Source organism: Enterobacter chinensis (assembly GCF_034008295.1).
GTDB lineage: Bacteria > Pseudomonadota > Gammaproteobacteria > Enterobacterales > Enterobacteriaceae > Enterobacter > Enterobacter chinensis.
On record NZ_JARDVI010000005.1, the window covers coordinates 432,768 to 457,296 of the forward strand.

At 56.0% G+C, this 24,529-nt stretch carries 20 protein-coding genes and 2 tRNA genes; 4 read left to right on the top strand and 18 right to left on the bottom strand.

All coding sequences use genetic code 11. The annotated features are described in order from the left end of the window. The first annotated feature begins 86 nt into the window (after positions 1 to 86). The gene (locus PYW49_RS17195; RefSeq protein ID WP_320387053.1) at positions 87 to 2,018 is read left to right on the top strand and encodes a methyl-accepting chemotaxis protein; all 1,932 of its coding nucleotides are present in this window, start codon (positions 87 to 89) and stop codon (positions 2,016 to 2,018) included. Here PYW49_RS17195 and PYW49_RS17200 read toward each other — a convergent pair. Then, entirely contained in the window at positions 2,015 to 3,637 is a 1,623-nt protein-coding gene (locus PYW49_RS17200; protein WP_320387054.1) for an isovaleryl-CoA dehydrogenase, read from the bottom strand. The genes PYW49_RS17195 and PYW49_RS17200 overlap by 4 nt on opposite strands. A gap of 194 nt (positions 3,638 to 3,831) precedes the next feature. Here PYW49_RS17200 and PYW49_RS17205 point away from each other — a divergent pair, with 194 nt between their 5' ends. Continuing rightward, positions 3,832 to 5,106 carry an MFS transporter gene (locus tag PYW49_RS17205; RefSeq protein WP_320387055.1) on the top strand — a complete coding sequence of 425 codons (1,275 nt, stop codon included), beginning with the start codon at positions 3,832 to 3,834 and terminating at the stop codon, positions 5,104 to 5,106. Positions 5,107 to 5,197: 91 nt separating this feature from the next. Here PYW49_RS17205 and rlmB read toward each other — a convergent pair whose 3' ends face one another. The 14 genes from rlmB to nnr form a co-directional block, all read right to left on the bottom strand. Continuing rightward, positions 5,198 to 5,929 (bottom strand): 23S rRNA (guanosine(2251)-2'-O)-methyltransferase RlmB, encoded by a 732-nt coding sequence (gene rlmB / locus PYW49_RS17210; RefSeq protein ID WP_023334255.1) that lies wholly within the window; start codon positions 5,927 to 5,929, stop codon positions 5,198 to 5,200. A 68-nt stretch (positions 5,930 to 5,997) separates the two neighbouring features. Beyond that, positions 5,998 to 8,439, bottom strand: a complete 2,442-nt coding sequence (gene rnr, locus PYW49_RS17215) for a ribonuclease R (protein WP_134349424.1) — start codon at positions 8,437 to 8,439, stop codon at positions 5,998 to 6,000. A gap of 38 nt (positions 8,440 to 8,477) precedes the next feature. Beyond that, complete coding sequence (nsrR, locus tag PYW49_RS17220) at positions 8,478 to 8,903, bottom strand: nitric oxide-sensing transcriptional repressor NsrR (protein ID WP_320387056.1); 426 nt, start codon at positions 8,901 to 8,903, stop codon at positions 8,478 to 8,480. Positions 8,904 to 9,104: 201 nt separating this feature from the next. Beyond that, complete coding sequence (locus tag PYW49_RS17225; protein ID WP_047346433.1) at positions 9,105 to 10,403, bottom strand: adenylosuccinate synthase; 1,299 nt, start codon at positions 10,401 to 10,403, stop codon at positions 9,105 to 9,107. A gap of 104 nt (positions 10,404 to 10,507) precedes the next feature. Further along, complete coding sequence (locus PYW49_RS17230) at positions 10,508 to 10,705, bottom strand: DUF2065 domain-containing protein (protein ID WP_003855996.1); 198 nt, start codon at positions 10,703 to 10,705, stop codon at positions 10,508 to 10,510. 71 nt (positions 10,706 to 10,776) lie between these two features. Next, positions 10,777 to 11,781 (bottom strand): protease modulator HflC, encoded by a 1,005-nt coding sequence (gene hflC, locus PYW49_RS17235; protein ID WP_028016442.1) that lies wholly within the window; start codon positions 11,779 to 11,781, stop codon positions 10,777 to 10,779. A 2-nt stretch (positions 11,782 to 11,783) separates the two neighbouring features. After that, positions 11,784 to 13,043 (bottom strand): FtsH protease activity modulator HflK, encoded by a 1,260-nt coding sequence (gene hflK, locus PYW49_RS17240; protein ID WP_134349422.1) that lies wholly within the window; start codon positions 13,041 to 13,043, stop codon positions 11,784 to 11,786. Positions 13,044 to 13,099: 56 nt separating this feature from the next. Further along, positions 13,100 to 14,380 carry a ribosome rescue GTPase HflX gene (gene hflX / locus PYW49_RS17245; protein WP_047346122.1) on the bottom strand — a complete coding sequence of 427 codons (1,281 nt, stop codon included), beginning with the start codon at positions 14,378 to 14,380 and terminating at the stop codon, positions 13,100 to 13,102. 74 nt (positions 14,381 to 14,454) lie between these two features. Beyond that, positions 14,455 to 14,766: an RNA chaperone Hfq gene (hfq, locus tag PYW49_RS17250; protein WP_045284414.1), complete on the bottom strand. Its 312-nt coding sequence runs from the start codon at positions 14,764 to 14,766 to the stop codon at positions 14,455 to 14,457. An 85-nt stretch (positions 14,767 to 14,851) separates the two neighbouring features. Then, entirely contained in the window at positions 14,852 to 15,802 is a 951-nt protein-coding gene (gene miaA / locus PYW49_RS17255) for a tRNA (adenosine(37)-N6)-dimethylallyltransferase MiaA (RefSeq protein ID WP_320387057.1), read from the bottom strand. Further along, a complete protein-coding gene (gene mutL, locus PYW49_RS17260; RefSeq protein WP_320387058.1) occupies positions 15,795 to 17,639 on the bottom strand; it encodes a DNA mismatch repair endonuclease MutL in 1,845 nt (614 codons plus the stop codon). Before mutL ends, miaA begins: the two co-directional genes overlap by 8 nt. 9 nt (positions 17,640 to 17,648) lie before the next feature. Next, on the bottom strand, positions 17,649 to 18,989 hold the full coding sequence (gene amiB, locus PYW49_RS17265; protein ID WP_320387059.1) for an N-acetylmuramoyl-L-alanine amidase AmiB: 1,341 nt from the start codon (positions 18,987 to 18,989) through the stop codon (positions 17,649 to 17,651). A 16-nt stretch (positions 18,990 to 19,005) separates the two neighbouring features. Continuing rightward, positions 19,006 to 19,467: a tRNA (adenosine(37)-N6)-threonylcarbamoyltransferase complex ATPase subunit type 1 TsaE gene (gene tsaE, locus PYW49_RS17270; protein WP_134349419.1), complete on the bottom strand. Its 462-nt coding sequence runs from the start codon at positions 19,465 to 19,467 to the stop codon at positions 19,006 to 19,008. Then, entirely contained in the window at positions 19,460 to 20,983 is a 1,524-nt protein-coding gene (gene nnr / locus PYW49_RS17275) for a bifunctional ADP-dependent NAD(P)H-hydrate dehydratase/NAD(P)H-hydrate epimerase (RefSeq protein ID WP_320387060.1), read from the bottom strand. Before nnr ends, tsaE begins: the two co-directional genes overlap by 8 nt. Between nnr and queG the strand changes: the two genes are divergently transcribed. Next, on the top strand, positions 20,982 to 22,121 hold the full coding sequence (gene queG / locus PYW49_RS17280) for a tRNA epoxyqueuosine(34) reductase QueG (RefSeq protein WP_134349417.1): 1,140 nt from the start codon (positions 20,982 to 20,984) through the stop codon (positions 22,119 to 22,121). The genes nnr and queG overlap by 2 nt on opposite strands. Positions 22,122 to 22,391: 270 nt before the next feature. Here queG and PYW49_RS17285 read toward each other — a convergent pair. The 3 genes from PYW49_RS17285 to orn all read right to left on the bottom strand — a co-directional run bounded on the left by PYW49_RS17285 (position 22,392) and on the right by orn (position 23,321). After that, positions 22,392 to 22,467 (bottom strand) — tRNA-Gly (locus PYW49_RS17285). A 36-nt stretch (positions 22,468 to 22,503) separates the two neighbouring features. Next, a tRNA-Gly gene (locus tag PYW49_RS17290) sits at positions 22,504 to 22,579 on the bottom strand. Positions 22,580 to 22,775: 196 nt separating this feature from the next. Beyond that, positions 22,776 to 23,321, bottom strand: a complete 546-nt coding sequence (gene orn, locus PYW49_RS17295) for an oligoribonuclease (RefSeq protein WP_134349416.1) — start codon at positions 23,319 to 23,321, stop codon at positions 22,776 to 22,778. Positions 23,322 to 23,428: 107 nt separating this feature from the next. On the opposite strand from orn, the gene rsgA reads away from it, so the two are divergent. Continuing rightward, the gene (gene rsgA / locus PYW49_RS17300; protein WP_010427739.1) at positions 23,429 to 24,481 is read left to right on the top strand and encodes a small ribosomal subunit biogenesis GTPase RsgA; all 1,053 of its coding nucleotides are present in this window, start codon (positions 23,429 to 23,431) and stop codon (positions 24,479 to 24,481) included. Positions 24,482 to 24,529 lie beyond the last annotated feature (48 nt).

Here is a 24,529-nt window from a genome sequence, read left to right on the forward strand (position 1 = left end):
AAAATAACATTTTGTTACATTAATGAAGTAAACGTAATCCCCGCTCTGCCGTTGAAGAACCATACCTTTTCAATGATGAGCAATTTATGATCAACGTTTTTCGCCGTGCAGGCCTGGGTGCGAAGCTATCGCTGCTGACGGGCGTCAGTGTCGCTACACTGTTTCTGCTTTTCACTTTTCTGCTCAGTCAAAAAGCCAGCCAGCAGCTTGAAGCCCTTGCGGTAGAAGATCTGCATAATCAGTCCACCGGTATGGTCGACATGGTGCAGATGTTTAACACCAGTCTGAGTGAAGAGGTTGAGAGTTATACCCGGCTGTTTACCACCTTTTTACCGCAGCCGCTGAACGTTGATAATTCCCAACCCCAGACGATTAACGGGCTCAGCGTTCCACTTCTTAAAGGTGGAGAAACCGGGCTGCATGAAAACAACACCCTGTCGGACGAGTTCCTGAACCGTACGGGAGCCATTTCTACGCTGTTTGTCCGCAGCGGTAATGACTTTGTGCGCGTGGCCACGTCTCTTCGCAAAGAGAATGGCGAGCGGGCCATGGGTACCATTCTGGATACCTCCAGCCCGGCCTTTGCCGCCGTAAACAAAGGTGACGTCTACCGTGGCCTGGCGCGGCTGTTTGGCAAACGCTACATCACCCAGTACCAGCCCGTTAAAAACGCCGAAGGACAGGTCATTGCGATCGTCTTTGTCGGGGTGGACATTACTCACTCCTGGAACGTAATGCGTGAGAAAATCCTCAATCGCCGCCTGGGCGAGAGCGGTCACTTCTTTGTGCTGGATCGCAGCAGCGGCAAAACGCGCGGACAATACCTGTTCCATGCCAGTGAAGAGGGACAACTGCCGAAGTGGGACGGCGCGACGCAGCAACAGCTTCTGAGTGATAAACCCGGCACGCTGGAGCGCGTAAGCGACGACGGTCGCACGCTGAAAATGGCCTATACCCCGCTGCCAGGCTGGAACTGGACTATCGTGGGCGAAGTGGATAAATCAGTGCTGCTCTCAAGCGTTACCGCCATGCGTGACCGCTTCCTGCTGGCTGGCGTGGTCTTATCCATCCTCTTTGCTGGCCTGTTCGCGGTGCTTATTCGCCGCATACTGACCCGACCGCTGCGCAATGTGATCCACCTTGCCCGGCAATACGCCGCAGGCGATCTCCGTTCCAGCCTGCCCGTGACGCGCCAGGACGAGGTCGGCCAGCTGATCGATGCCATCAACGGCATCGGCGGCGGCCTGCAAAAAATTGTGCTGCAGGTTCGCGAGGCCGCAGGCGAGATCCATTTGGGTACCAATGCGCTCGCCTCCGATACAGGAGAGATTTCCGAGCAGATCAACAAGCAGGCCAGCAGCGTGGAAGAGACTTCCGCCAGCATGGAGCAGTTGGCCGCGACCGTACAGCAAAATGCCGCCAACATGGAGCAAACGCAGCAGCTGGTGGGTGAAACCTCGCTCGCAGTCCATCAGGGCGGTGAGACGGTCACCCATGCGGTGTCGACCATGGACGACATTCGCGAAGCGTCAAAACGCATTGAAGACATCACCCGCGTGATCGAGTCCATCGCTTTCCAGACCAATATCCTGGCTCTGAATGCAGCAGTGGAAGCGGCCCGTGCAGGCGAGCACGGAAAAGGGTTTGCGGTCGTCGCGCAGGAAGTTCGTGCCCTGGCGGGACGCAGCGCTAACGCGGTGAAGGAGATTGAACAGCTGATCGGCGATACGCTCAGGAAAGTGAGTGAGGGCCATGCGCTGTCTGAACAGACACGCCTGGCGATGGATGACATCATCATTCATATCGATAACATCAGCCAGCTGGTCACCGAGATTAACCATGCGTCACGCGAGCAATCCGCAGGGATCGGCCAGGTGAATCTCGCCATGACCCATATTGGCGAGGCGTCGCATATCAATGCCGATCGCATCTCACGCAGCGAGCAAACCGCCCACACGCTGCGCGAGAAGGGTTCACACCTGACCCAACTGGTCAGCTTGTTCCAGCTTAAAAACTAGCCAACTCTGCCCGTGGCTCGCAACAGCAGGTCACTTTGTACCTGCTCGCTCATCAGCGTACCGCCACGGGTATCCAGCATCATGCGGCACCACGCCTGCGCCACCGGGGGTGACGCGTGTCGCAGCATTTGGCTCCCGGCCCCCAGCAAGAACAGCTGCTGGGCTATTTCCCGCCCCTGAGCCTCCTGCGGCTTGCGCATTTTTTGCTGAAGCTGCCGCCAGCAGCGGTCAAAATGTCTGTCCTGCCCTTTTACCTGTGCAAACTCATCGGCAAGCAGGTCGTGAATACCTGGCTGCTTCGCCAGCACGCGCAGCACGTCCAGGCACATGATATTGCCGGACCCTTCCCAAATGCTGTTCACCGGCATCTCGCGGTACAGGCGGGGAAGTTCACTCTCCTCGCAGTACCCGATTCCTCCCAGCACCTCCATCGCTTCGGCCACAAACGGAATGCCCGCTTTGCACACGCTAAATTTCGCGGCCGGTGTAAACAACCGCGCCCAGGCAGCTTCTTGTGGATCCGCGCGTTTATCCCACGCCCGGGCCAGACGGAACAGCAGCGCCGTTTGTCCTTCCAGCACCAGCGCCATACGGCTCAGCACATCGCGCATTAACGGCTGATCGACCAGGTTTTTCCCGAACGTCTGACGCTGATGCGCATGGTACAGCGCCACCGAAAGCGCCCGGCGCATCAGTCCGTGGCTGCCCAGCGCGCAGTCGAAGCGCGTCAGCCCACCCATTTTCAGTATCTGCCGAACCCCTTCGCCCTCTTCCCCCAGCAGCCAGCCGGAGGCATCAAGGAACTCCGCCTCGCTGCTGGCATTGGAGCGGTTGCCGAGCTTCTCTTTCAGACGCTCCAGCCGGACGGCGTTGCGCTGTCCGTCAGGTAAAAATCTCGGGACAAAAAAGCAGGACAACCCGCCCTTCGCCTGGGCCAGCACCAGATGGGCATCGCTTTGCGGGACGGAGAAAAACCATTTGTGCCCCACCAGCCGGTAGCTGCCGTCGCTGCATTTCTCCGCCCTGGTGGTGTTGCTGAGCACGTCCGATCCGCCCTGCTTCTCCGTCATCCCCATGCCGATCAGCAGGCCGCGCTTTTGCGCGCCGGGGGCGAGATGCGGATCGTAGCGATCGCTAAGTAGCGGCGTCAGCCAGTCGTGAAAGGCTTTGGGGAGCGCCTGCTGCAGCAGCGGCGTCGCGGCAAACGTCATGGTGACGGGACAAAGCGTGCCCGCCTCAACCTGAGCATGCAGGACAAAACGCGCGGCCCGGGCGACAAATGCACCTTTTCGCGCCTCCTCTTCCCATGCCAGGTTATGTACGCGGTTGGCACACAGTCCCTGCATCAGCAAGTGCCATGCCGGGTGAAAGCGAACGTCATCCAGCCGCTCTCCGGTGGCGTCATAGCGTAGTAGCTCCGGCGGATTAACATTTGCCAGCCGGCCCAGTTCCAGCGACTCAGCGGTACCCAACTGCTGTCCGATGCTGGCGAGCAGCTCACTATCCCACTCGGCACCTTCACGCGAAACCGCGTCACGCAAGGCGCAATCCGAGAGAAAAAGGTTGCTGTTAGAGAGCGGTGCGGGTTGATTGAAAACGGTATGCGTTTGCCAGTGCATGCTGTCTCCCTCCTTCAGTGGCAATGACGATAAGTATGGACAGACCGCGCGCACACTGCATGGGAGGGGGGTCACACGTTCGCGATCCCGCTGATATCATTCGTGAAATAGCTCACAGAATATAAGAATAAACTATTTCATCCCTTCTGCTTTGTTGAATAATTTATTCTCTCCCCCTTTCAGTGAGGAAAGTTATGCAACCGGATGCGCACAAGCGAGCATTAATTGCAGGCTCCATTGGTAACTTTATCGAGTGGTATGAGTTTGCGGTATACGGTTTTCTGGCGACCGTCATTGCGAAAAATTTCTTCCAGCTTGAAGGGGAAGCGGGCCTCACCAGCCTGATCCTCACCTACGCCTCATTTGCCATCGCTTTCTTCTTCCGTCCGCTGGGTGCGGTGGTGTTTGGCCGCATCGGCGACCGGATTGGCCGAAAACCGACGCTGATTATTGTGCTGGTGCTGATGACGCTCGCCACTGCCGCCATCGGTCTTGTGCCGGTTTACGCCAGCATCGGTATCGCTGCACCGCTGATTATCACCCTACTGCGCATCCTGCAGGGGTTGTTCGCGGGTGGTGAGTACGGCGGTGCGGTCTCGCTGATGACGGAGTTTGCCCCACGCGGCAAGCGCGGGCTCTATGGTGCGTGGCAGTCCTTCACCGTGGCACTGGGCCTGTTAGCGGGCGCAGGCATCGTAGCGCTGCTCTCCGCCCTCCTCACGCCTGCGGCATTGCACGACTGGGGCTGGCGCATTCCGTTCTTCCTGGCGCTGCCTATGGGCGTTGTTGCGCTGTGGCTGCGTGTCAGTATGGAAGAGACGCCAAGCTTTGTGCAGCAGCAGGAAAAACCGGTTGCCGCTCAGGCGGATACCGTCGCTACGGTCAAAGCCATCGTAATGGGGATTGGCCGGGTAATGGTCTGGTCCGCGGCGGGGTATACCTATCTGGTCATTATGCCGACCTATCTGCAGTCGGCGCTGCACACCGGGTTTAACCAGGCGCTGCTGATTGCGGTGATTTCGAATATCGGTTTTGCGCTGACGATTATCCCGTCGGGGATCCTGAGCGACAGGATTGGCCGCCGCACGGTGATGATTATCGCCACCGTACTGCTGCTGCTCCTCGCCCTGCCGCTGCTGAAAATTTTGCAGGCGGAGTCCAGCACGCTGGCGGTGAAAGCGGTCGTGGTATTGATTGCCGGCGGCCTGGTGGGGATGCTGGCAGGTCCAGGGCCGGCGATGCTCTCGGAGATGTTCCCAACGCGCGTACGCTATACCGGGCTAGGGCTGGCTTACTCCCTGTCGAATGCGATTTTCTCAGGGTGCGCGGGGCTGATTATCACCGGCCTGATTAAAGAAACGGGGAACCTGGATATTCCGGCGTATTACGTGATGGCGACGGCGGTAGTGAGTATTGTCGCGCTGTTAACGCTGAGGAAAGATGACCATTTGCGGTCACTGGAGGAGTGAGGTAAATGCCCGGTGGCGCTGCGCTTACCGGGCCTACGGTACCGTGTCTTTGTCGGCCGGGTAAGGCGAAGCCGCCACCCGGCATAACAGGCTATCCGCGCTGACGCACCGCTTCAAACAGGCAGATGCCCGTCGCGACAGAAACGTTCAGGGACGACACGCTGCCCGCCATCGGGATGCTGATCAGCTCGTCGCAGTGCTCGCGCGTCAGGCGACGCATACCTTCACCTTCCGCCCCCATCACCAGCGCCAGACGGCCGGTCATTTTGCTCTGATACAGGGTATGGTCCGCTTCACCGGCGGTACCGACGATCCAGATGTTCTCTTCCTGCAGCAGACGCATGGTGCGCGCCAGGTTGGTCACGCGGATCAGCGGAACGTTTTCCGCCGCGCCGCAGGCCACTTTCTTCGCCGTCGCGTTCAGCTGTGCAGAACGATCTTTCGGCACGATCACCGCGTGCACGCCCGCCGCATCCGCGCTGCGCAGACACGCGCCGAGGTTGTGCGGATCGGTTACGCCATCGAGGATCAGGAAGAACGGATTATCCAGTTCAGCAATCAGATCCGGCAGATCGTTTTCCTGATACTGACGGCCCGGCTTCACGCGGGCGATAATCCCCTGGTGAACCGCGCCTTCACTTTTCTCATCCAGGAACTGGCGGTTTGCCAGCTGGATCACCACGCCCTGCGCTTCCAGCGCGTGGATCAGCGGCATCAGACGCTTGTCTTCACGCCCTTTCAGAATAAACACTTCCTGAAAACGCTCCGGTGCGCGCTCCAGCAGGGCCTGCACCGCGTGGATGCCGTAAATCATTTCACTCATTGATGGTTCTCATTATGACTGTTCTTTTCCCTCTCCCCATTGGGGAGAGGGTCAGGGTGAGGGGAGGATTACTCCGCCTGCTTTTTCTTGGCCGCGCGCTTCGCTTTGGTGGCGGCAGCTATTTTCTGTGTCTTAGCGGAAGGCTTTTTCGCTGAGCGAGCCTCTTTCTTTTCCGCCTTCGGCTTCTGCTTTTTCTCGCCACGGAACGCGCTGTCCGGCTCGAAGTTTACCTTCTTACCGGCCTGACGGCGCTTGCCGTTCGCTTTGCCATTTCCGCCTTTTTTCGCCCTTTCACGCTCGGTTTTACCGACGTTACGCGGCGCGCGCTCGCTGGAGATCAGACTGAAGTCGATTTTGCGGTCGTCCATATTGACGGCCTCGACCTTCACTTCCACACGATCGCCCAGACGATAGGTCTGACCGCCGGATTCACCAATCAGGCGCTGACCAACCTGGTCGAAACGGTAATAGTCGTTATCCAGGCTGGAGACGTGCACCAGACCGTCGATAAACAGCTCATCCAGACGAACGAAGAAGCCAAAGCCGGTCACGCTGGCAATCACGCCTTTGAAGATGTTACCGACCTGGTCCAGCATAAAGTCACACTTCAGCCAGTCCGCCACGTCACGAGTGGCTTCATCAGCACGACGTTCGGCCATGGAGCAGTGCTGACCGAGCTGCAGCATCTCTTCCATCGAATAGTGGTAGCCACCGGTTTCGGTGGTGTTCCCTTTATGGCCCTGCTCCTGCGCAAGCAGATACTTGATCGCGCGGTGCAGAGACAGGTCAGGATAACGACGGATCGGCGATGTGAAGTGGGCATAAGACTGCAGCGCCAGGCCGAAGTGGCCGCGGTTTTCCGGATCGTAAATCGCCTGCTTCATAGAGCGCAGCAGCATCGTCTGCAGCATTTCGGCATCCGGACGGTCGCCAATGGACTCCAGCAGCTCAGCGTAATCGCGCGGCTCGGGTTTGTTACCGCCCGGCAGCTCCAGGCCAAGCTCAGCCAGTACAGAGCGGAACGCAGTGATGGCTTCCGTTGACGGCTTATCGTGAATACGGAACAGCGCCGGTTCTTTGGCTTTCTCGACGAAGCGTGCCGCCGAGATGTTCGCCAGTATCATACACTCTTCGATCAGCTTGTGCGCATCGTTACGCTGGGTCTGTTCGATACGCTCAATGCGGCGTTCAGCATTGAAGATAAACTTCGCCTCTTCGCTTTCAAACGAGATCCCGCCGCGCTCTTCGCGTGCCTGATCCAGCGTTTTGTAGAGGTTATGCAGCTCTTCAATATGTTTGACCAGCGGCGCATATTGCTCGCGCAGATCCTGGTCGCCCTGCAGCATATGCCAGACCTTGGTATAGGTCAGACGCGCATGTGAGCTCATTACTGCTTCGTAGAACTTGTAGCCTGTTAAGCGCCCTTTGGTGGAGATGGTCATCTCACAAACCATACAGAGGCGGTCAACCTGCGGGTTCAGGGAGCACAGGCCGTTAGACAGCACTTCCGGCAGCATCGGTACAACCTGCGACGGGAAGTAGACTGAGGTGCCACGGCTACGCGCTTCGTTATCCAGCGGGGTATGCGGACGAACATAGTAACTTACGTCTGCAATCGCCACCCACAGACGCCAGCCGCCACCGCGTTTTTTCTCGCAGTAGACGGCATCATCGAAGTCGCGGGCGTCTTCACCATCGATAGTGACCAGCGGCAGGGAGCGCAGATCCACGCGGCCCACTTTGGATTCTTCCGGGACTTCTTCACGCAGGCTTTCGATCTGGTCTTCAACCGCTTTCGGCCAGATGTACGGAATTTCATGGGTACGCAGCGCCATATCAACGGCCATCGTGGTACCCATATTGTCGCCCAGCACTTCGACGATTTTACCTACCGCTTTGGTACGACGGGTTGGACGCTGGGTGAGTTCAACCACCACCACAAATCCCATGCGTGCACCCATCACCTCTTCAGGTGGGATCAGGATGTCGAAGCTCAGACGGCTGTCGTCCGGTACCACGAAGCCCACGCCCGCGTCGGTAAAGTAGCGACCGACAATCTGGCTGGTTTTTGGCACCAGAACGCGCACGACGCGCGCTTCGCGGCGACCTTTACGGTCGGCGCCCAGCGGCTGCGCCAGGATCTGGTCACCGTGGATGCACATTTTCATCTGTTCAGATGAGAGGTACAGATCGTCTTTACGCCCCTCAACGCGCAGGAAGCCGAAGCCATCGCGGTGACCAATGACGGTCCCTTTCAGCAGATCGAGGCGTTCTGGCAGCGCGTAGCACTGGCGGCGGGTAAAGACCAGCTGCCCGTCGCGCTCCATCGCGCGCAGGCGGCGGCGAAGGGCTTCAATTTGCTCTTCACCTTCAATGTTTAATTCAACGGCAAGTTCTTCACGATTGGCGGGTTTTTCGCGTTTTGTTAAGTGTTCAATGATGAACTCACGGCTGGGAATAGGATTCGCGTATTTTTCGGCTTCGCGTTCCTGGAAAGGATCGTGTGACATGTCGGTTCCTCCGTTGTCAGCTCCGGTGGAAATTTTCTTCATTCCACCAGCAATAATTTATAAAGCGGTTGATTCTCTTCAACCAAATCGGCCAGCGTGTAGTTATCCAGCTCCATAAGAAAACTTTGCACGGCCTTAGAAAGCGCCTGTTTCAGGCGGCAAGCGGGCGTAATGTGGCAGAACTCGCTACTGCAGTTCACCAGAGACAACGGCTCCAGTTCACGTACCACATCCCCAACGCGAATACTCTGTGCCGGTTTACCGAGACGGATCCCACCATTCTTCCCGCGGACGGCAGTAACGTATCCGGCACGGCTAAGTTGATTGATTATTTTGACCATATGATTACGGGATACACCATAGACCTCTGTTACCTCAGAGATGCTGGTCATCTTTCCATCGGGTAACGACGCCATGTAAATCAGGGCGCGTAAGCCGTAATCGGTGAAACTTGTTAACTGCACATCAACCTCAGGAAAAAGGGAAATCGCGGACAAACCGCACAGATATTCATTAATGATGATAAACCAGCCAGATAGTTAGGGGCTAATTTATTTGAACTGAAAGGAGGAAGGAGGACGAAAAAGCCGGATGCGCGTTGCTTATCCGGCCTGTGATGGGTTTTGTAGGCCCGGCAAGCGCAGCGCCGCCGGGCGAAACCATCATTATGCGTCGAACGGGTCGCGCAGGATCATCGTTTCAGTACGATCCGGGCCGGTAGAGATAATGTCGATCGGCACTTCGGTCAGTTCTTCAATGCGCTTGATGTAATCCAGCGCCGCCTGCGGCAGGCCGCTACGCTCTTTCACACCGAAGGTGGTCTCAGACCAGCCCGGCATGGTTTCGTAGATTGGCTCGATGCCTTCCCAGTCGTCAGCCGCCAGCGGAGTGGTGGTCACTTCGCGGCCATCTGGCATACGGTAGCCTACGCAGATTTTCACTTCTTTCAGGCCGTCCAGTACGTCCAGCTTGGTCAGGCAGAAGCCAGACAAGGAGTTGATCTGCACTGCACGACGCACGGCAACCGCATCCAGCCAGCCGGTACGACGACGACGACCGGTGGTCGCGCCAAACTCGTTACCCTGCTTGCACAGGAACTCGCCGGTTTCATCAAATAGCTCTGTCGGGAATGGACCCGCACCCACGCGAGTGGAGTACGCTTTGATGATGCCCAGAACGTAATTCACATAACGTGGACCCAGGCCAGAGCCGGTCGCCACGCCACCTGCGGTGGTGTTAGAAGAGGTTACGTACGGATAGGTACCGTGGTCGATGTCCAGCAGCGTACCCTGCGCACCTTCAAACATGACGAAATCGCCACGCTTGCGCGCCTGGTCCAGCAGATCAGACACATCAACAACCATACCGGTCAGAATGTCTGCAATCGCCATGACGTCATCCAGCACTTTCTGGTAGTCAACAGCGTCAGCTTTGTAGAAATTCACCAGCTGGAAGTTGTGATATTCCATCACTTCTTTCAGTTTTTCAGCGAAGGTTGCTTTGTCGAAGAGGTCGCCCACGCGCAGACCGCGACGTGCAACTTTATCTTCATAAGCCGGGCCGATACCACGACCGGTGGTACCGATCGCTTTCGCGCCACGTGCTTTTTCGCGCGCAACGTCCAGCGCCACGTGATAATCCAGGATCAGCGGGCAGGCTTCAGAGAGCAGCAGACGCTCACGAACAGGGATACCACGGTCTTCCAGACCTTTCATCTCTTTCATCAGCGCAGCAGGAGACAGCACAACGCCGTTACCGATGATGCTGGTGACGTTTTCGCGAAGAATGCCTGATGGAATAAGATGGAGGACGGTTTTTTCACCGTTGATTACGAGAGTATGGCCTGCGTTGTGACCGCCCTGGTAGCGTACAACATATTTAGCCCGTTCAGTCAGAAGATCAACAATCTTCCCTTTACCTTCGTCACCCCATTGGGTGCCCAGTACGACGACGTTGTTACCCATTTTTTTCAAAATCACCGTTTGCTTAAAAATGGATTCTACCATCGCTTTTTCAGATATACAGCACTTTTTGACCTCAAAGCACGCCAAATCCGACCACTTTTTGATCAGCCAATCGTTTTCCTCAACATGTAGTAGATCACAATGCCAGCAACCACAAGACCGCCGCCAAAACGACGCAAAATATTATCCGGAAGTTGGCTCATCGTGGCGATCATACGACGCCAGGCGCGCGGATAAAGCATCGGACCCAGTCCTTCCAGGACTAAAACGAGCGCCAGTGCCAGCCAGATCGTTGAATTCATTTTTAATCCTTATAAAAGAAAACCACCGCTCCGTTGGGAGCGGTGGTTTGAGTACTCAAACGAGCCTGAGTTTATCGCGTTGCGTTAGTCGGCGTCTTCATATAACGGAAGAAATCGCTGTCCGGGCTGAGCACCATCACATCCTGGTTGCTCTGGAAGCTATTCTCGTAAGCACGCAGGCTACGGATAAAGGCGTAGAAGTCGGGATCCTGGCTGAAAGCATCGGCGAACAGCTTCGCGGCTTCAGCATCACCTTCACCGCGCAGAATACGGCCCTGACGCTCAGATTCCGCCAGCGTCTTCGTGACTTCATAGTCCGCAGCGGCACGCAGTTTCTCAGCCTCTTCCTGGCCCTGTGAACGATGACGACGGGCGACCGCTTCACGCTCGGCGCGCATACGGTTGTAAATCGCCTCAGACACTTCCACTGGCAGGTTGATCTGCTTAATACGCACGTCAACCACTTCAATACCCAGCGCGGCCATACTGTTAGGGTTGATCACCGGCACTTTGCCGTTGGTTTCAGCCTGAACACGTTCTGCTGCTTTGGCAATCGCATCATCTGCAGCCGGCGTTGAGACTTCGTCTTCCGTGCCCGCTGTACCGGAGTTCAGCGCATCACGCACTTCCAGCGTCAGACGACCACGGGAGTCGGTCACGATATCTTTCACATCCAGACGACCAATCTCAGAGCGCAGACGGTCAGAGAACTTACGTTTCAACAGTACTTCCGCCTGAGAAACATCACCGCCGCCTGTCGCCAGGAAGTAACGGCTGAAATCACTGATGCGCCATTTGATATAGGAATCAACGATCAGGTCTTTCTTCTCTTTGGTCACGAAACGGTCGGCCTGGTTATCCATCGTCTGGATACGTGCATCGAGCGTTTTCACCGACTGAATGAAAGGCACCTTGAAGTGCAGGCCCGGCTCATAAATCACCGGACGCTTGTCACTGTCACGAACGACGCTGCTGAACTGGAACTTAATCCCACGTTCACCCTCTTTCACAACGAAGATAGAGGTATAAAGCACGACCAATACGATGATGATGATCGCAATAACTGACTTACGCATCCTTATTCCCCCTGACGCTGGTAGTCGTTACGCTGCGCGTTAGCACGGCGTTGGTCCATGATGTCACCATCGTTCGAAGAAGGCGTTGTGTTCGCGCTGGAGCTGCCTGATGAAGCAGGCGGCAGACGCAGCAGGTTGTTCGCACCGCTGGTGTCTTTCGCGGCTGGCGCAGAACCGCCTTTCAGCATCTGATCCAACGGAAGAACCATCAGGTTTCCGCCTTTGCTGTCGTTAACCAGCACTTTGCGGGTATGGCTCAGCACTTTTTCCATGGTCTCAATATAGAGACGCTCACGGGTGATTTCCGGCGCCGCTTTATATTCCGGCAGGATGCGCGCGAAGCGAGCCACTTCACCCTGAGCTTCCAGGATGGTCTGGGTCTTATACGCGCGTGCTTCTTCCAGAATACGCTGCGCCTGACCGTTAGCACGTGGCTGAACTTCGTTGGTGTACGCTTCTGCTTCACGGATGTACTGCTGTTCGTTCTCACGGGCAGCAATCGCATCGTCAAATGCCGCTTTCACTTCTTCCGGCGGACGTGCAGCCTGGAAGTTGACGTCCAGCAGGGTAATACCCATGTTGTACGGACGGATGGTCTCTTCCAGCTCGCGCTGGGTATCGCTACGAATAACGGTACGACCTTCGGTCAGGATGCGGTCCATGGTGTATTTACCGATCACACCGCGCAGGGCGCTGTCGGTCGCCTGACGCAGGCTGTCATCCGCACTGGTCACGCTAAACAGATAACGTTCAGGATCGGTCACGCGGTACTGCACGTTCATCTCAACGCGCACCACGTTTTCATCAGACGTTAGCATCACACCAGACGCCGCCAGTTCACGGACGGACTCCACGTTTACCGCGGTGACGTCGTCAATGAAGGTCGGTTTCCAGTTCAGACCCGGCTCAACCAGATGGCTGAATTTACCAAAACGCGTAACGACACCGCGCTCCGCTTCTTTAATGGTGTAGAACCCGGTAGCAGCCCAGATGATAACCACAGCAGCGGCAACAATGCCCACCACGCGGCCACCCATTTGCGGGCGCGGCCCCTGGGTGGAATTTCCACCTGAGCCAGAACCTTTACCTCCGCCAAGACCACCAAGCTTCTTGCTTAGCTTGCGGAAGATATCATCCAGATCTGGCGGCCCCTGCTCGCGACCACCTTTGTTGCCATTTCCCCCAGAGTTGCCGCCTTGATTATTGCTGCTTCCCCACGGGTCGCGGTCCTGTCCGTTATTACCGGGCTGATTCCACGCCATGTATATGCTCCATATTTGTTATGCAAGGGCGAATTATTCAGGCATACCCTTTCTGATCAGACGATATAGTCGACCAGCGCAGGTTCTTGTTTACAGAGGCGACGCCAGTCAACGATCGGCATACGCACCTGCATCCCCACGCTGCCGTCATCCTCCATCCACTCTTTTTCTATCGCCTGAAGCTGATAAAACCGGCTGCGCAGCCTGCCTTCCTGTGGCGGCAATCGCAGCGTGTGCTGGGCTACCTCACCGGAAAGACGTTCTGTCAAAGCCTGGAAAAGCAGTGGCACACCAATACCGGACTGGGCAGAAAGCCAGACCCGAATCGGTTTGTTCTCTTCATCTCGGTCGATACGCGGCTCGAAATCCTCCAGCATATCGATCTTGTTCATCACCAACAGGGTTGGGATCTCGTGGGCGTCGATCTCTTCGAGCACCACGTTTACCGCGTCGATGTTCTCCTGCACGCGGACGTCTGCAGCATCAATCACGTGCACCAGCAGGGTCGCCTGTCGCGTCTCCTGCAAGGTGGCTTTAAACGCCGCCACCAGGTCGTGCGGCAGATGGCGGATAAACCCTACGGTATCCGCCAGCACCGTCTCGCCGACGTCGGCAACGTCGATACGACGCAACGTCGGGTCCAGGGTCGCAAACAGCTGGTCTGCGGCATATACCTGGGCCTCAGTAATCTGGTTAAACAGGGTGGACTTACCGGCGTTGGTATACCCCACCAGCGACACCGTCGGGATGTCGGCTTTTGAGCGCGCGCGGCGCCCTTGCTCACGCTGTTTCTCAACGCGTTCCAGACGTGAAAGGATCTGGGTAATACGGCCACGCAGCAAACGGCGGTCGGTTTCGAGCTGGGTCTCACCCGGACCGCGCAAACCAATCCCGCCTTTCTGTCTTTCAAGGTGGGTCCAGCCACGCACAAGCCGCGTCGCCAGATGGCGCAACTGCGCCAGCTCAACCTGCAGCTTACCTTCGTGGGTACGTGCACGCTGAGCAAAAATATCTAAAATCAAACCCGTGCGATCGATAACACGGCATTCGCAAAGACGTTCCAGGTTACGTTCCTGAGCCGGAGACAGCGCATGGTCAAACAGCACGACTGACGCGCCGGTTGCTTTTACGGCATCCGCAATTTCAACTGCTTTACCTTCACCAACAAAATACTTTGGGTGCGGCGCTTTACGGCTACCGGTAATCACCTGCATTGCTTCGACACCGGCGGAAGAGACCAGAGATTCAAACTCCTGGAGGTCTTCCATATCTTTGTCTTGCGAAAAATAGATGTGTACCAGCACCGCCTGCTCACCGGCATCATAACGGTCAAACAAGCGTAAAATCCTCAAAAAAGATCAGCGGGGAACGCAGGATCGCTGGCTCCCCGTGTGGATAACAGCGCGAAACCTTATTCGGTGTCTTCGCTGTCCTGCGCTGGAGCAGAAGAGCCCTGCGCGTTGCTGCCATGATGGTAGTTACTACCAGTGCCGCCGCCAGCGTTATTGCTGTGATGAGAGACCGGACGAGACGGAACAACAGTAGAAATAGCGTGCTTGTAAACCATCTGGCTGACCGTGTTTTTCAACAGGATCACAAACTGATCGAAAGACTCAATCTGACCTTGCAGCTTAATACCATTCACCAAATAAATAGAAACTGGAACACGTTCCCGACGCAATGCGTTCAGGAACGGATCTTGTAAAGATTGCCCCTTAGCCATTCTATCTTTTCCTTATATGCTTGTTTTGTACTTAGAACCTTGCGATTCTGAAAAATTGCGCACGATACGACTCAATTGTACACATTCAGTGAGCGATATCACCAACAACCTCAATCACTTCGTTTAACGCCTGTTGTGGTTTTTCACTGTCTAACCAGTGAACCCCCTCCCAACCGCGCAACCAGGTGATCTGGCGCTTCGCTAACTGTCTCGTGGCGCAAACACCTCGATAAACCATTTCATCGTATGAAATCTCACCTTCAAGATACGACCACATCTGGCGGTATCCCACACAACGAATGGAAGGCATGTCCGTATGCAAATCTCCACGGGCAAATAGCGCCCGCACTTCTGCTTCAAAATCTGAAGCTAACATCTGATGAAAACGCTGCTCAATTCGCTGATGGAGCAGTTCACGGCTCGCCGGGGCGATGGCGAACTGATGCACCTGATACGGCAGAGCGTCTCCTGACGTTTGCGTCAGTTCCGTTAAAGTTTTACCCGAAATGAAAAAAACTTCCAGTGCCCGGGAAAGCCTTTGCGGATCATTTGGATGGATTCGTGCTGCCGCAACCGGGTCTATCTCCGCCAGTTGCTTATGCAAAACGTCCCAACCCTGCTCTACCGCCTGCTGTTCGATTTTCGCTCTTACTTCCGGGTCCGCTGATGGCAGAGGAGAGAGCCCCTCCAGCAACGCCTTGAAATAAAGCATGGTTCCGCCAACCAATAGCGGTATACGTCCCGCCGCCGTTATTTCGGCCATCTCGGCTAAGGCATCCCGCCGGAAATCCGCTGCGGAGTATGCCTGAGCCGGGTCGAGAATATCCAACAAACGGTGCGGTGCCGCGCGCAGCTCTTCTGCGTCCGGCTTCGCCGTGCCGATGTCCATCCCTCGGTAGATGAGGGCGGAGTCGACGCTAATCAACTCTACAGGCAAAACTTTACGCAACTCAATGGCTAGCGCGGTTTTGCCGGAGGCCGTTGGGCCCATTAAAAAAATTGCCTTAGGCAGGCTCGCCTTACTTACGTCAATCATGTTTCAGGGCGTTCATCGCCGTTTGTAATTCAACAGGTTGTAATAACCCACCCGGCGGTGTCTTCACCAGATGCGGACAGAGGCGTTCAACCTCCGCCAGCACGCTAATGGCCTGTGCCATACTCCACGGCGCATGTTCACTTGCCAGGTGGCGGGCGATCCACTGCGCGGTGTTAGCGGCATCAAACGACGTTTGCTGCGCCAGGTAGCCTATCAGTTCAGGAATCAAGTTTTGTAAATTTTGTTGGCGTAAGGGTAAAGGCACTGCACGAATTGTCACATGTTGTGGTTCGAGCACAATTTCAATACCCATTTGCGCCAGCTGCGGCTCGGCGCGCTGCAATATCCTTGTTTCTTCAGAGGATATTTTCAGACGAACCGGGATCAACAGCGGCTGCGCACAGGCCGCATTTTCGCCCGGCGTGAGCTGCACCTGTTTGAGCCAGCGTTCAGCTACCGGCAATGCCAGAAGCATCAATTTACCGTCACGTTCAAGCAGTGCCATATCCGGCGCGATAATAGTCAGCACCCTGCCAAAACTCTGGCTGTGACCGTCAAGAGAAGGTGGCGATGCCAGGACAGGCTCTTTACGTTCCACGGCCGGCGTATCCAGCAGTTTGCGATACAACGCCCCCTGCTGCTTTTGATAGCCAGGCTGGGCATGCGGGTAGTTCGCTCCCGTCGGGCGCGGTGCGGCTCCTGCTGAGGAGAAACGCGGGGCTTCAGGTTCACGCGCGACGGCAGGCTCCGCAAAATGGTTACGGCCCGCAGCGACACGGTTTTCCGGGAACGGGCGCGGCGAAGGCTCCGTGTTTTCCAGCGGCAACGTGGCGTCAACCTGCTGTTGCAGCACGCTCCGCACGCCCTGATAGATAAAATCATGCACCAGTCGTGACTGGTGGAACCGCACTTCGTGCTTGGCTGGATGAACGTTCACATCGACCTGATGCGGGTCGATCTCCAGATACAGCACGAAAGCGGGTTGCTGATCGGCCCCGAGCTTGTCTTCGCAGGCCTGGCGAATGGCGTGATTAATGAGACGGTCGCGCATCATGCGACCGTTCACGTAACAATACTGAATCTCCGCGAACGCCGCACTGCTGGCGTTCGGGTCAGCCACCCAACCGCGCAGCGCCAGATCGCCATGCTGCCACTCAATGGCCAGCGCCTGTTCCAGGAACGGCGTACCGCAGATTGCCCCCAAACGGCGCTCTTTCTGCCCGCCTTCTGCTACCGCGCGATACTGCCGCATCACCTTGCCGTTGTGGCTGAGGTTAATGGTGACATCGAAACGGGCCAGGGCGATGCGACGTATGATCTCGTCGATATGGCCGAACTCGGTTTTTTCGGTACGCATAAACTTGCGTCGGGCGGGAGTGTTGTAGAACAAATCCAGAACTTCCAGCGTCGTACCGACAGGATGCGCCGCGGGTTTGACCGTCACATCCATATCGCGCCCTTCGGCGTAAGCCTGCCAGGCTTCCTGCTGTTCAGCGGTGCGGGAGGTCAGCGTTAAACGCGAAACCGAGCTGATACTGGCCAGCGCTTCACCGCGAAAACCGAGGCTAAGGATCGCTTCCAGGTCATCCAGAGAGGCAATTTTACTGGTGGCGTGTCGGGCCAGCGCCAGCGCCAGCTCGTCTTTTTTAATGCCGCAGCCGTTGTCGCGAATGCGAATGAGCTTCGCGCCACCGCGTTCGATATCAATATCGATGCGGGTCGCGCCCGCATCGAGGCTGTTTTCCACCAGCTCCTTCACCACCGACGCAGGGCGTTCCACCACCTCACCGGCGGCGATTTGGTTCGCAAGCTGCGGCGGTAGAACCTGAATCGGCATGAATTCTCCTTAGTTTGTCGCTGTCGTCTCGCCCGGCAGCGCGGCACTGGCCGTCTGGGCTGCTCCGCCCTGCGGCGCGGACTGCAGAGGATGCGCCTCAAAATATTTGCGCAAGCCGTTATAAATCGCTTCGGCAATTTGTTGCTGATAGCTGTCGCTACCCAACAAACGCTCTTCACTGTTATTGCTGATAAAGCCCGTTTCCACGAGGATCGATGGAATATCCGGCGAACGCAGAACCCCCAGGCTCGCATGCTCCGGACGGCGCTTGTGCAATGCCCCAATGCCCTGCAGCTGGTTCAGTACGTTAGTGGCGACATCATACCCGACGCGCTGGGAATGACCGAACTGTAAATCCAGCACCGCCTGGCTGAGATATGGGTCAGACTGGCTATTAGCCAGCACATCACCCGCACCGCCTAACAGTTCAGACTGTTTCTCATGCTCTTCAAGCCAGTTTGCCATTTCACTGTTCGCCCGGCGGTTTGACAGCACCCAAACCGAGGCGCCAGTTGCGCTACGATTCGGTGCGGCATCCGCATGAATGGAGACCAGGAAATTGGCATTTTGCTTACGCGCCACATCCGAGCGTCCCATTACGGAGATAAAGTAATCCCCGTCGCGGGTTAACACGCCTTTAAACATCGGGTCGTCGTTTAACAGCGCCCTGAGCTTGCGAGCCACCGCGATTGTGACGTTTTTCTCCCGCGTACCGCCCGGGCCAATCGCCCCCGGATCTTCCCCGCCGTGACCCGCATCAATGGCGATAATCACCTTGTCACCGCTGACCGTCGCGCGTCGCGCACTGGCCGCAGGACGTGTCACCGTATTGCTGCTGGTTGCCGCAGTAATGCGATCGTTCTGAGATTTAAACGGATTACGCGCAGGTTCTGAAGGACGCGGCGTATACACCGGTTCTTCCACACGTTTAGCAACGACCGGCGGCGGTGGAGGCGGTGGCGGTGCGTCGGCACTGATGGTAAAGACCACCGTATAGTTCGCCCCGTTTTGCTGCTTCACCGCCTTCGTTTTACCCTTTTCGGTCAAATCGACCACCAGGCGTAACGACTGACTATCCTGCGGCGTGCCCGAACGGATACTTTTCACCAGGTTGTTACCGCTGAAGCGCAGCGGTAACCCCTGGATCACGCCTGTCTGTTTGATATCCAGCGCCACGCTGTGGCTGTCTGGCTGTGAGAACGCATATTCAGGATCGCCCATAAAGCTGAACGTGATCCGGGCCTGGCTTTCGCCGTTTGATACCTGAATATCTGAGAGGTTTGCGGCCCCGGCCTGCGCGCACAGCAGCACCGTGGCAGCCAACAACCAACCTTTAACGCGATTTATCATCCCGTCATCCCTACGCTTAACCGGCCAGACGGGCCAGTAAGGAACAGCCTGATGAGGAAACTGCACTGATGCGTGCCTCACGCCCTTGTGCCTGGTAATCTAAGTGAATTTCGACATCCGGGTCAGGCAACACACCCGCACCTTGTTGCGGCCACTCCACCAGGCAGATGGCATCATTGGCAAAATAATCACGGATCCCCATAAATTCCAGCTCCTCAGGATCCGCAAGGCGGTATAAATCGAAGTGGTACACCATAAGATTCTCAAGGGTGTACGGTTCCACCAGCGTGTAGGTTGGGCTTTTCACATTCCCGTTATGCCCTAACGCCTGCAAAAAACCCCGGCTGAAGGTGGTTTTACCCGCACCTAAATCACCATACAGATAAATGACGGTTGCCCCCTGACAGGCCTGCGCCACGCGCTTGCCGAGTTCTAAAGTGGCTTGTTCATCAGGTAAAGGAATCGCTCGATTAGTCATTTTCTACGTCAATCACATCCGGGTTAACAACACGCCGCAGCGTGCAAAAGAGATCGGTGGCCAGCATACCGCGTGTACCGTAACGCGCAGCCAGTTTATCTGCCGCGGCACCGTGGGCCACGCAGCCCGCACAGGCTGCATCATAAAGGGGAAGTTTCTGTCCAAGCAACGCGCCAATGATACCGGAAAGCACGTCGCCCATTCCGCCACTCGCCATGCCCGCATTTCCGGCATCAATAATGCCCTGCGCCTCATCGCTGGCGACAACGGTTCCTGCCCCTTTCAAAACAGCAACACCTCCGTAACGTTTTACCAGACGCTGAGCAGAAAGTAAGCGATCGCTTTCAATTTCTGCCACGCTGCAGTTAAGCAGCCGCGCGGCTTCGCCGGGGTGTGGCGTCAGAATGCGATTGTGACGCTTATCCGGATTGATTGCCAGAAGGTTCAGCGCGTCGGCATCCCACAGCATCGGTTTACGAAAATTCTCGACCTTTTGCAGGGCCTGTTTACCCCACGCCTGCTGTCCAAGCCCGGGACCAATGACGACCACATCCGCCCATTCAAGGCTTTCCTCAAGGGTCTGAAGCGTAAGCTCATGGACCATCAGTTCCGGTCGGGCTGTGATTATCGGCGCAATATTCTCAATGCGAGTGAGTACTCGCACTAAACCGGCACCGCTTCGCAATGCCGCTTCACCGGCCATACGGATAGCGCCCGCCGTGCCGTGGTCACCGCCAACAATCACCAGCTTGCCGTGATCGCCTTTATGGGATGTCGGACGTCGGGGCGGAAGCCATTCGGCAAGCTGAGACGCATCAAACCGCGCGAGGTGCGTTTCCTGCCCGGCCAGCCAGCTCTCCAGCCCCAGCGCAGCGTGGTGCAACACGCCGACCACCTCCCGCGCTTTGCCGGTCAGTAACCCCGGCTTCAGGGCGATGAAGGTCACCGTATGCGCAGCCTGAATCACCGCCCCCGGCGTCGCCCCCGTTTGAGCGATCAGGCCTGACGGGATATCCAGGGCGACCACTGGCGCGGAATGTCTGTTGGCGTGTGCAATGAGCGCGGCAATGTTTTCGCGAGGCGCACTGTGTAGCCCGGTACCCAGCAGACCATCAACAATCAGATCAACATCCTCTGGCCAGACGATATCAGCCGCATGAATCACACCGCCTGCATTCAGCCATGCGTCTCGCGCCGCGCCGGCCTCTTCCGGCAGCGGTTTATCACTCTCAAGAGCCAGTAACGTAACGCGCAGACCTGCTGCAACCGCAAGACGGGCAACGACGTAGCCGTCACCGCCGTTATTACCGTGTCCGCACAAAATCAGCCAGTGGCGGGATTGCGGGAACGCGCTGCGAGCAACGTTGAATGCGGCCTCGCCTGCGCGCTGCATCAGTTCATAAAGGGTAATACCGAGACTGTCTGCAGCCTCTTTTTCGGCACGCCGGAGCGCGTCCGCATGCCAGATGGAATGTGGTATACTTGCGGGGTTTTTCTTCACCGTATGGTCCGTCATGTCACAGCCCCTCGATCTCAATCAGTTAGCGCAAAAAATTAAACAGTGGGGTGCTGAGCTCGGCTTCCAGAAGGTGGGTATTACCGATACCGACCTCTCCGCCAGCGAGCCGAAACTGCAGGCCTGGCTGGATAAACAATACCACGGCGAGATGGAATGGATGGCGCGTCATGGCATGATGCGCGCCCGTCCACACGAGCTTTTACCGGGCACATTACGCGTCATCAGCGTGCGCATGAACTACCTGCCCGCCAACGCGGCCTTTGCGCGCACGCTTAAAAACCCCTCTCTGGGTTACGTCAGCCGGTACGCCCTGGGGCGTGATTACCATAAGCTCTTGCGTAACCGTTTAAAAAAACTCGGGGAAACTATTCAGCAGCACTGTGTTTCGCTGAATTTTAGACCCTTTGTCGATTCTGCGCCCATTCTTGAGCGACCGATCGCTGAAAAAGCCGGGCTAGGCTGGACAGGTAAGCACTCACTTATCCTTAGCCGTGACGCCGGATCGTTCTTCTTCCTGGGTGAACTGCTGATTGATTTACCGCTGCCGGTAGACGGCCCGGTAGAGGAAGACTGCGGGCGCTGCGTGGCCTGTATGACCATCTGCCCGACGGGTGCCATCGTCGAGCCTTATACTGTTGATGCGCGCCGTTGTATCTCCTACCTCACCATCGAACTGGAAGGGGCGATCCCTGAAGAATTTCGACCGCTTATTGGCAACCGAATCTACGGCTGTGACGACTGCCAGCTCATTTGCCCATGGAACCGCTATTCGCAGCTTACGGATGAAGAGGATTTCAGCCCGCGTAAGGCGCTGCATGCGCCGCAGCTCATTGAACTGTTCGCCTGGACCGAAGCCTGGTTCCTGAAAGTGACGGAAGGTTCGGCCATTCGCCGCATCGGTCATCTGCGCTGGCTGCGTAATGTTGCCGTTGCGCTGGGGAATGCCCCGTGGGATGAAGCGAATATCCGGGCGCTTGAAAGCCGTAGAGGTGAGCACCCACTTCTTGATGAACACATAGAATGGGCGATTGCGCAGCAAATCGAGAAGCGTAATGCCTGCGTGGTCGAGGTGCAGTTACCGAAGAAACAGCGGCTGGTGAGGGTGATTGAAAAAGGGCTTACGCGGGATGCCTGAACTATTCACAGCCTGTGAATAAAATTACAAACTCAAGCGCCATCTGGCTTAGGGTAGAGGTCAAGTGATCTCAATAACATTTTGAAATCAAATTTTCTCTAGCAAATACAGTATATTATAAAGATACTATTCACCCTGCTAAGTTTTAACTCTGCTCCGGTTAAGCGCAGTTTCTGTGGATAACTCTGTTTACAAGAGTATTTCAGAGGCAACAGAAAACGTCCCCAACGAATCTTTTCGCTGTGGATATTTTAGAGATGAATAAGAATTTGGAGCGGGAAACGAGACTCGAACTCGCGACCCCGACCTTGGCAAGGTCGTGCTCTACCAACTGAGCTATTCCCGCTTGGGTGGTCTGTGCCATGGAAGCACTTTCAAATTTTGGAGCGGGAAACGAGACTCGAACTCGCGACCCCGACCTTGGCAAGGTCGTGCTCTACCAACTGAGCTATTCCCGCAAATCTGTACTGCTTTTGTAGCTGTCGTAACGTGTAATTCTCTGTCGTTACGGGAGGCGCATTATACGAGAAATCCGTTTAGCTGCAACCCCCCTTAAAGCGATTTTTTCGAAATTCAGTTCAAGTGCCTATTTAATCGGCAAGCTGAACAATTTAACGGCAAAAACACGCTCACGCAAGGCACCAGGTCGCAAAATCACAGCTTGATAAAGTTTTCGCGGTAGTACGCCAGTTCCGCCACGGACTCGCGGATGTCGTCCATTGCCTGGTGCGTCCCCTGCTTTTTAAAGCCGTCCAGGATTTCAGGCTTCCAGCGGCGCGCCAGCTCTTTCAGGGTGCTGACATCCAAATAACGATAATGGAAATAAGACTCCAGCTCCGGCATGTACTTAAACAGGAAACGGCGATCCTGGCCGATGCTATTACCGCAGATAGGTGATTTGCCTGCCGGAACCCACTGTTTCAGGAACTCAAGCGTCGCCAGCTCCGCTTCGCGGTCGCCCATGGTACTCGTCTTCACGCGCTCAACCAGGCCACTGCCGGTGTGGGTACGCACGTTCCACTCATCCATCAGCGCAAGCTGATCGTCTGACTGATGAACCGCAATAGTGGGCCCTTCAGCCAGAATATTCAGGTTGGCATCGGTGACCAGTGTTGCAATTTCAATGATGCGATCGCGCTCGGGATCCAGCCCGGTCATTTCAAGATCGATCCAAATCAGGTTGTTTTCATCCGCGCTCATGTTATTTTCCACCCTTCTCGCATAACCAGCAGTAGCAGGTTAACTAGTATTAATTAGAGTGTATCATAGAGGTTTTGCCCATCATGGGCGACCAGGAGCCAGCGCGATTGAGTAAAAATAAACTCTCCAAAGGGCAGCAGCGCCGTGTCAACGCCAATCACCAGCGCCGTCTTAAAACCACTTCGGAGAAGCCGGATTACGACGACAACCTGTTTGGCGAAGCGACAGAAGGTGTCGTGATTAGCCGTTTTGGTATGCATGCCGATGTCGAATCCGCCGACGGGGATATTCACCGTTGTAATATCCGCCGCACCATCCGTTCACTGGTTACCGGCGATCGCGTGGTTTGGCGTCCGGGTAAAGAAGCCGCCGAAGGCGTAACGGTGAAAGGTATCGTTGAAGCCGTGCATGAACGCACGTCGGTGCTCACCCGTCCAGACTTTTACGACGGGGTTAAACCTATTGCCGCCAATATTAACCAGATTGTTATCGTTTCGGCGATTTTACCTGAGCTCTCGCTCAATATTATCGACCGTTATCTCGTCGCCTGTGAAACGCTGCAGGTTGAGCCGATCATTGTCTTGAATAAAATCGATCTGCTGGATGACGACGGCATGGCCTTCGTGAATGAGCAGATGGATATCTACCGCAAGATTGGTTATCGCGTGCTGATGGTCTCCAGCCACACTAAAGATGGCCTTAAGCCATTAGAAGAGGCACTGACCGACCGTATCAGCATCTTTGCCGGTCAGTCCGGCGTGGGTAAATCAAGTCTGCTGAATAATCTGCTCGGCCTCCAGCAAGAGATCCTGACTAACGATGTGTCCAATGTCTCCGGTCTGGGCCAGCACACCACCACCGCCTCGCGGCTGTATCACTTCCCACACGGCGGCGACGTGATCGACTCCCCTGGCGTGCGTGAATTCGGCTTGTGGCATCTCGAGCCGGAACAAATCTTCAACGGGTTTGTCGAATTCCATGACTATTTAGGCGCTTGCAAATACCGCGACTGTAAACACGATAACGACCCGGGCTGCGCTATCCGTGAAGCGGTTGAGAACGGTGAAATTGCGGAAACTCGCTTTGAGAACTACCACCGTATTCTTGAGAGCATGGAAGACGTAAAAACGCGTAAAAACTTTTCTGATTCTGATAACTGACAACTAAGCTAAGCATCGCTAAAATCGTCCCCTTTTTTCAGGTTCCGG